Below are 6,641 nucleotides of genomic sequence, written 5' to 3' on the forward strand. Positions count from 1 at the left end.
ATCGTGACACTACTTGCAATCAGAATGAAAGTCATTATACCAACAAATACCAATGGAAGAGATATTCCATGCAAAAACGGTACTGCCTCATAAACCCTTTCAGGAACCGGCCAATACATATTGGAGAATGTGAAATCTTCACGATTCCCTTCGAATGCCGGAAAACTAAACCGGGCTGTACCATAAGCCACCAAGAGGGCGGAGAAAGTAAAGGTATCGGAGATGAGGAAAAACCACATCATCAGTTTTCCGTAACTTGCTTTCATGGGCTCTATCCCCCCCAACCACATTTTGGGTTCCACAGCACCAGGTGTTGTTACATTTGCAGCCATTGGTAAATAATATAATTAATTAAAAGTCAATAAAAATACAAAAAGGTATAACCAGAGAATATCTAAAAAATGCCAGTAAGTAGCACAGATCTGAATTCTTCTCAAATTCTTCTTGTGTACTCTCATTTTAAATGCCGCAGTCAGCGAAACGAATAACACAATCAGACCCGTAATAATGTGAAATCCGTGTAATCCGGTAAACACATAAAAAAACGATCCCGAAGGGTTTCCGACGAAATAAACGTTCATTTCAACCAGCTTACTCCACCCTTCAAATTGCATCCAAAGGAAAAGCAGGCCAAGTACAAAAGTAATAGAAATTGCTATTTTCAATTGTTTGAACTGATCTTTTTTTGCCGATATATAGGCCCATTGCATCGCCAAACTGCTTATTAGCAAAACTCCCGTACTGTACCAAAAGATACGCGGCATTTCAAATTCAAGCCAGTTACCCTCCGCTCTTCTTACAAGGTATGCACTTGTCTGAGAAGCAAAAAGCATGATAATCGTAACGAGGAATAACCACAAAATAAATTTGATCGGATCCATTGACAATGTCTCCTGTGGTTCTTTCTCTATTTTTAAATGCTGAACATTTTCCATTTTTCTACACTATTTCAAATTCACAATTTATCCAACAGAAATGCGATCTGCACAATCGGCAGGTATATGAACGAACCAAACATCAGCTGTTTCGCTGTCTTGTCCGTACAAGTACGCATTAAGTGAAAAGTCTGAGCCAGGAACAGTACTCCAAAAACCGTAGCAACAAATGCGGAGTTGATACCTGTCATTCCCAACTCATAAGGCAGCCAGCCAATTGGCAACAGGAACAAGGTATAGATCATTATCTGCAATGTTGTATCAGAATCTTTAAGACCGTTTGCCGGCAGCAACTTAAACCCTGCTCTTTTATAATCTTCATCCAAAACCCAGGCGATAGCCCAGAAGTGAGGGAATTGCCAAAAAAACTGAATAGCGAACAGGATACCTGGTTCAAGCCCGAAGTGATTTGTGGCTGCGACCCAGCCGATCATTGGAGGAAATGCCCCAGGAAATGCACCAACAAAAACTGCAATCGGACCGACACGCTTCAATGGCGTATAAACAAAACCATACAATACCAGTGATAACAGCGAAATCAATCCGGTAGTAAGATTGAAGGTGCTAATAAAAATCGTTAGCGATGTTACTCCTAAAACAACCGCCCAGATTGCTGCTTGCTGAACTGTTATTCTGCCGCTTGGCAAAGGCCGGCCAGCAGTTCTTTTCATCAATTTATCAAAACCCTTTTCAAGGATCTGGTTGATAATATTTGCAGCTCCGGTAATTCCGATGGATGCCAGGATAAATAAAACCAGTTCTCCCGACTTCACATTCTTGGCTCCCAGACAATATCCCATTGCGCCGGAAAAGGCGATCAGAGATGCTAAACGAAATTTTAATAGCTCGAACAAAATGCCTAGCCGCTCTCTCACTCTCTCAAAACCACTTACCTGCTCCTCTACTGAAATCATCTTAATTTCTATTTACTCAACGGAATGCGGCTGCACGCCAGCATTGTCATGATACTTCAAATAAGTCTTCCCATTTACTACTAGCCAACTTACAAATTGCAAGCCGATCAAAACGATTGCAAGTGTCAGGTGTAGCGGCTGAGCATAAGGAGGAATTCCAAAATATGCCATTATAATCCCGGTTGCAATTTCAGCTGCCAACACCCAGGCACATCCGAACGCCACTTTGCCGGCAAAGCTTGACTTACCTTCAAGCTGCCAAATTTGTCTGATCCATAGTGTGTTTACAAACAACACAATAATGGAAAATGAGCGGTGAATATAGAATTCGGTTCCCAGTTGATCGATCCACTCGCCTCTGGCTGAATATCCGAGTTCAAAAATAACATGATCAATTGCTTCACGAACCTGGGTTCCAATGAGAATCTGAACCAGAGAAAGGACCAGCACCAAAACTCCAAGCGTGTTCAAACTTCTCTTACTACTTTCATTTATCTTAAAAAGCCTTTCTGCATAGCCCGACCACGTCAGCAAGTAAAGCAGCAAAAAAACGATCACGATCGCCAATAGCATGTGTAATGTCACAACAACCGGCTTCAACTCGAAAGAAACCACTTTCGCTCCAAGCCAACCCTGAAATCCCACCAGAATGAATGAGGCAAGGCTTAAATAAAAAATCTGCTTATTTCCCGATCTTAAAAACGGTAGGGAAGCAAGCAGAGTCAGAAAAATCATTATTCCGGTAAATGCTCCCAGAAGCCGGTTTACATATTCTGTCCAGGTCTTAACTGGATTAAATTCTACTTCGCCTTTCAGTTTTGCTCCGTAGATCTGTTTGTAGTCTGGTGGTAATTGTGACGCATCCGTTGGTGGGATCCATGTTCCAAAGCACTTAGGCCAGTCAGGACAGCCCATACCAGAGCCAGTACTACGCACAACTCCACCTGCTATAATCAGGAGATAAAGTGTGATAACCGTATTTAAAGCCAACCGACGGAAACGTCGGTTGGCTTTAAAATTAATGTGCTGAGTTGAACTGGTCATTAAAATTCTGTGACTCGATAGTCTTCTCCAACGAAATCAACTCATTCTCATGTGGGAAGTTTGATTCGAGCGTTTGAGAGTATGGTATATTCTGTGGGATGAAATCCTCTTTTGCACCAGGCTTACTGTAATCGTAAGACCAACGATACACTGCCGGAATTTCGCCTTCCCAGTTTCCATGTCCAGGATTGATAGGGGCAGTCCATTCAAGTGTATTTGAACGCCATGGATTCTGAGGAGCTCTTCTTCCTTTGAAAATGCTATAAAAGAAGTTCCACAAGAAAATGAACTGCGCGAGGAACGTCAGGATTGCAGCAATCGAAATGAACATGTTCATGTCCATGAACTTATGCGTAAAATCGTAGCTGGTAAACTGGTAGTAGCGACGAGGGAAACCGGCGATCCCTACATAGTGCATTGGAATGAACACCATGTAGATACCTACAAAAGTGAACCAGAAGTGAATCTGCCCAAGTGTTGTGCTCATCATTCTTCCAAACATCTTAGGGAACCAGTGATATACACCTGCGAACAATCCGAATGCAGATGCAGCTCCCATTACCAAGTGGAAGTGGGCCACTACGAAGTAGGTATCATGCAACTGGATATCTAGTGCACTGTTGCCAAGGATAATACCTGTCAAACCACCAGACACGAACAGCGATACAAGACCAATTGAGAACAACATTCCAGGTGTGAAAACGATGTTACCTTTCCACAATGTAGTAATGTAATTAAAGCCTTTCACAGCAGACGGTACCGCAATAATCAATGTAAGAAACATGAACACAGATCCAAGGAAAGGATTCATACCTGTTACGAACATATGGTGGGCCCATACGATAAAGGCGAGGAATGCGATACCAAGCATAGAAGCAATCATCGCACGATAACCAAAGATCGGCTTGCGTGAATTTGTAGCAATTACTTCTGACGTAATTCCTAGGCCTGGAAGCAATACAATATAAACCTCAGGGTGCCCCAGGAACCAGAACAAGTGTTGGAATAAAATCGGGCTACCACCTACATTAGGCAATGCTTCACCATTAATATAGATATCGGACAGGTAAAAGCTTGTTCCAAAATGTCTGTCAAAAATAAGCAGCAATACAGATGAAAGAAGTACAGGGAAAGAAATCAACCCTAATACCGCAGTGATCAAGAAAGACCAAATTGTAAGTGGCAGACGGTCAAATGACATTCCTCTTGTACGCAGGTTGATAACCGTAGTTATGTAGTTAATACCACCAAGCAACTGAGAAACGATAAAGAACGCCATACTTGTTAACCAAAGCGTCATACCCATTCCAGATCCAGGGTGAGCCTGAGGCAATGCACTCAAAGGCGGATAGATAACCCAACCACCGGCCGCTGGTCCATTCTGCAGGAACAATGAAGCAAACATAATCACACTGGCGAGGAAGAAGAACCAGTAAGAAAGCATGTTCATAAAACCGGACGCCATATCACGGGCACCGATTTGAAGTGGTATTAAAAAGTTACTGAATGTACCACTCAATCCCGCGGTCAATACAAAGAATACCATGATGGTACCGTGCATTGTAACTAAAGCAAGATAGAAGTTTGGGTCAAGTTTACCCGAATCACTGATCCATCCTCCAAGAACAGGTTTCAACCATGACAGGTTAGAGTCAGGCAAACCAAGCTGAATACGGAAAATAATCGACATTGTAATACCAATTACCGCCCATAAAATTCCGGTAATCAGGTATTGTTTTGCTATGACTTTATGGTCCTCAGAAAATACATATTTCTGCCAAAAGTTTTGTGCTTCATGGTGGTGATCATGCTCCCCTGCGTGATGGTGAGCTGTTTCCAATCCTTCAATAGCTGACATATACTTTTAATGTATTTAAATTTACTAATTAGCGTAGACTAGAACTTGTTCCCACTCCTCCTCCTGACGTTGTGCTGTCTGCTGGTGCCGCAGGTGCTGCTGCCTCAGCTGGCACATATTTCATGGCCTTTGCCTTCAAATTCTCGGGTACTTTTGCAAGATACTCAGGATAAGTTTGAAGAAACGTAGCCTGTTCTGCACACCACTTTTTATAAGAAGCTTCATCTTCAACTACCAAACGCATCTTCATCGAAAAGTGTCCTTGTCCGCAAACCTCGGCACAAGCAATTTCATAATCAAACTTAGGATCGCCTAATTCAGCGCGCATCTCAGCGGTAGTCTTATCCGGAACGAACCAAAACTTTGTTGGCATACCTGGTACTGCATCCATTTTAACCCTCATGTGAGGAATGAATACACTGTGCAACACATCACGTGCTCTGATTTTCAATAGAACAGGACGATTTACAGGAATGTGCAGCTCGCTCGGATTGGTAAAATCATCAAACGAATTTTCATCAGACAAGTCGATACCTACTTCGTTTTGTGGATCTATCAACTTGTAGTTATAGTTTCCAAGCTTGTTGTCACTCACACCAGAATATCTTGCAATCCAGTTAAATTGCTTACCTGTGATCTCAATTACCTCTGCATCTCTCGGTGCATCAGAAGTAATGTCAGACCAGGCTTTCCAACCTGTAAAAACCAATAATGCCATTACAACTGCCGGAACAATCGTCCAGATCAATTCAAGTCTGTGATTTTCTGGATAGAAAGTGGCGCGGTGATCCTTTTTGTGCTGATACTTCCAAGCAAAAAAGAAGATCAGAAAGTTGACAATGATGAATGGAATTGTCAAGATTCCCATTGAGAACCAGAACAGATCATCAGTTCTACGTCCATGTATCGAAGATGCCTCAGGCAAGAAGAATTCACGAGCGTGAAGATATGACCATGTAATAGCAACCGCTCCAATCAGAAGCACGATGATAAACATAGCGCCGTTTACCTTATTTCCAGAAGTATCAACTTCGGTTGACTCTGCTTTATTAATGCCCTTCAGTACACCCTGCAGCTTCGATACAACGACACCTACTAGAAGGATAAAAAGAAGAGCAACTAACGCGATAATGATATACATGATAATAAACTGGTTTTGCAATTAGGCAATATCGTGATGCAATGATTCCTCCAACATAGGGTGGTTACGAGGGATCAGATTAGCTTTCTCCAATTGGCTTGCAATGGTATATGCAAATGCACAAATGAACAAAAGGAAGAATCCCCATTCCAAAGCTCCGAGCTCTGCCGCAGATCCTACCGACCCAGGCATGATATTCGTGTAAAAATCCATAGAATGGCCACTGATCACGCTCCAGCAAGCCACCTTCAAAATGGAATGTGTATACTTTGCATCGCGGGTCATCAATACCAGAAATGGGAAGAAGAAGTTCAGAAACAATGTGATAAAGAAAGGAGCTTTATAAAATCCACCGTATCCTCTGAAACGTTCGATAAAATAAATCGTTTCTTCTGGAAGGTTAGCATAGTAGATCAAAAGGAATTGTGCGAACCAAACGTACGTCCAAAAAATACTGAATGCGAATACAAATTTTCCAAGATCACGCATGTGACTGGAGTTAACTGCTCTTAGATAGCCTCTTTCTCTCAGCATAACCACAGTTAACGTGATAACTGCCAATCCGGCAACGTGCCAGCTAGCCAAAGTATACCAACCAAACATGGTACTAAACCAGTGCGTGTCGATAGACATTACAAAATCCCATGCAGAAGTAGATGACGTTACACCAAACACTACCAGGAAAGCAGTACCAAAACGTATTGATTTTTCATAGAACTCAGTACCGCCGATTTCATCTTCCTGCAAAG

General features: G+C 42.2%; 5 protein-coding genes and 2 pseudogenes. All 7 read right to left on the minus strand.

All coding sequences use genetic code 11. The features are described from left to right. Window positions 1-332 (minus strand): annotated as a pseudogene (locus tag ACTIE6_RS14675) (cytochrome oxidase subunit III); the annotation flags it as partial. Window positions 333-347: 15 nt separating this feature from the next. Further along, window positions 348-935 (minus strand): cytochrome c oxidase subunit 3, encoded by a 588-nt coding sequence (locus tag ACTIE6_RS14680; RefSeq protein ID WP_056291131.1) that lies wholly within the window; start codon window positions 933-935, stop codon window positions 348-350. Window positions 936-955: 20 nt separating this feature from the next. Continuing rightward, window positions 956-1,849: a heme o synthase gene (gene cyoE / locus ACTIE6_RS14685; protein WP_439557356.1), complete on the minus strand. Its 894-nt coding sequence runs from the start codon at window positions 1,847-1,849 to the stop codon at window positions 956-958. A gap of 12 nt (window positions 1,850-1,861) precedes the next feature. Beyond that, window positions 1,862-2,893: a COX15/CtaA family protein gene (locus tag ACTIE6_RS14690; protein ID WP_439557357.1), complete on the minus strand. Its 1,032-nt coding sequence runs from the start codon at window positions 2,891-2,893 to the stop codon at window positions 1,862-1,864. Beyond that, complete coding sequence (locus tag ACTIE6_RS14695; protein WP_439557358.1) at window positions 2,868-4,751, minus strand: cytochrome c oxidase subunit I; 1,884 nt, start codon at window positions 4,749-4,751, stop codon at window positions 2,868-2,870. Before ACTIE6_RS14695 ends, ACTIE6_RS14690 begins: the two co-directional genes overlap by 26 nt. Before the next feature lie 28 nt (window positions 4,752-4,779). Beyond that, entirely contained in the window at window positions 4,780-5,892 is a 1,113-nt protein-coding gene (locus ACTIE6_RS14700) for a cytochrome c oxidase subunit II (protein WP_439557359.1), read from the minus strand. A gap of 21 nt (window positions 5,893-5,913) precedes the next feature. Further along, window positions 5,914-6,641, minus strand: a pseudogene (locus ACTIE6_RS14705) (quinol:cytochrome C oxidoreductase); the annotation flags it as partial.

The sequence above is a fragment of the Dyadobacter sp. genome, assembly GCF_051859145.1.
Lineage (GTDB): Bacteria > Bacteroidota > Bacteroidia > Cytophagales > Spirosomataceae > Dyadobacter.

What these genes read in the sequence shown, in the direction of transcription:
- ACTIE6_RS14680 (WP_056291131.1), bottom strand. Translation starts at nt 935, where the DNA reads ATGGAAAATGTTCAGCATTTAAAAATAGAGAAAGAACCACAGGAGACA.
- cyoE (WP_439557356.1), bottom strand. Translation starts at nt 1,849, where the DNA reads ATGATTTCAGTAGAGGAGCAGGTAAGTGGTTTTGAGAGAGTGAGAGAG.
- ACTIE6_RS14690 (WP_439557357.1), bottom strand. Translation starts at nt 2,893, where the DNA reads ATGACCAGTTCAACTCAGCACATTAATTTTAAAGCCAACCGACGTTTC.
- ACTIE6_RS14695 (WP_439557358.1), bottom strand. Translation starts at nt 4,751, where the DNA reads ATGTCAGCTATTGAAGGATTGGAAACAGCTCACCATCACGCAGGGGAG.
- ACTIE6_RS14700 (WP_439557359.1), bottom strand. Translation starts at nt 5,892, where the DNA reads ATGTATATCATTATCGCGTTAGTTGCTCTTCTTTTTATCCTTCTAGTA.